Here is a 1,120-nt window from a genome sequence, read left to right as displayed (position 1 = left end):
GGCGAGGGCGACGGCGAGCCGGGTGAGGGGCAGGCCGTGCTGGGGTGCCAGGTCCTGGGGACCGAAGTAACCGCGCGCCGCGCTCAGTTGGCGACCGGATTCGGCGAGGTCGCCGCGGGTCAGGGCGAGTTCGGCACGCAGGGCGGCGTGGAAGCCCCGGATGCCCACGCCCTGGCCGATGCGTCCGGCGGCGGCGCAGGCCCGTTCGGCCTCGTCCCAGCGGCCCAGCGACAGCAGGGATTCGGCGAGGTTGCCCCAGACCCAGGACTCCGTCTCGGAGAGTCCGTGCCGTCGCGCGTAGGCGATGCCCTCCTCCATGATCGGCAGGGCCTCGCGGGAACGGCCGACCGCTTCGAGTTCGGAGGGAAGGTTGACGTAGGCGTTCAGCGCGACGGACGGGATGTTCTCGGCGAGTGCCTGGTCCTTGACCTCGTACAAGGCGGTGAGGCCTGGCTCGACATGGCCGGCGTCGACCATGAGGACGCCGAGGATCTGGCGGGCGTCGAGTTCGATCTCGCGGACGCCGACCATGCGGGCGTACTCCACGGCGTGCTCGGCGGCGGCGTAGGCGTCGGGTCCGGGGGCGTGCAGCAGGGACCAGTTGGCGACGTGGGTGAGCACCTCGGCGTGCACCTCGCTGGGCGGCAGGCCGCGCACCAGGTCCTGTGCGGTGGACAGTTCCTCGCGGCCGCTGCCCCGGCCCAGGGAGCGCACCAGCCGGGAGCGCTGCACCCAGAACCAGGCCCTGCGCAACGGGTCGTCCTCGTCCTCCAGCAGCCGTAGCGCCCGCTTGGTGATCTTCAGTGCGCTTTCTCGGTCGCCGCACAGCCGGCCGGCCACGGCGGCCTCGGCCATGAGGTCGAGGTAGCGCAGCGGCGTCGTGTCGGGATCGCAGCCGCAGGCGGGATAGGCCTCGGCGTAGTCGAGGGGCCGCAGCCGGTTCCGTACGTCCTCGGGGGCGGCGTCCCAGAGCTCCATCGCGCGTTCCAGGAGCCGCAGTTGCTCGCTGTAGGCATGCCGGGAGCGGGCGGTGACGGAGGCGTCGAGGACGGCGGGGAGGGCCTTGGCCGGGTCGTGGGCGTGGTACCAGTAGCTGGCCAGGCGGGTGACGCGCTCGTCG

At 72.8% G+C, this 1,120-nt stretch carries 1 protein-coding gene; it reads right to left on the bottom strand.

Annotation, left to right across the window (positions count from 1 at the left end; translation table 11 throughout):
- Window positions 1-1,120: tetratricopeptide repeat protein (locus BZL64_RS36770; RefSeq protein WP_483025120.1), on the bottom strand; the 1,120-nt coding region annotated here is incomplete at both ends.

The organism is Streptomyces bobili (assembly GCF_002154575.1).
Classification (GTDB): domain Bacteria; phylum Actinomycetota; class Actinomycetes; order Streptomycetales; family Streptomycetaceae; genus Streptomyces; species Streptomyces bobili.
The sequence above is the reverse complement of the archived record's forward strand: the minus strand, read 5'-3'. Positions and strand labels throughout refer to the sequence as shown.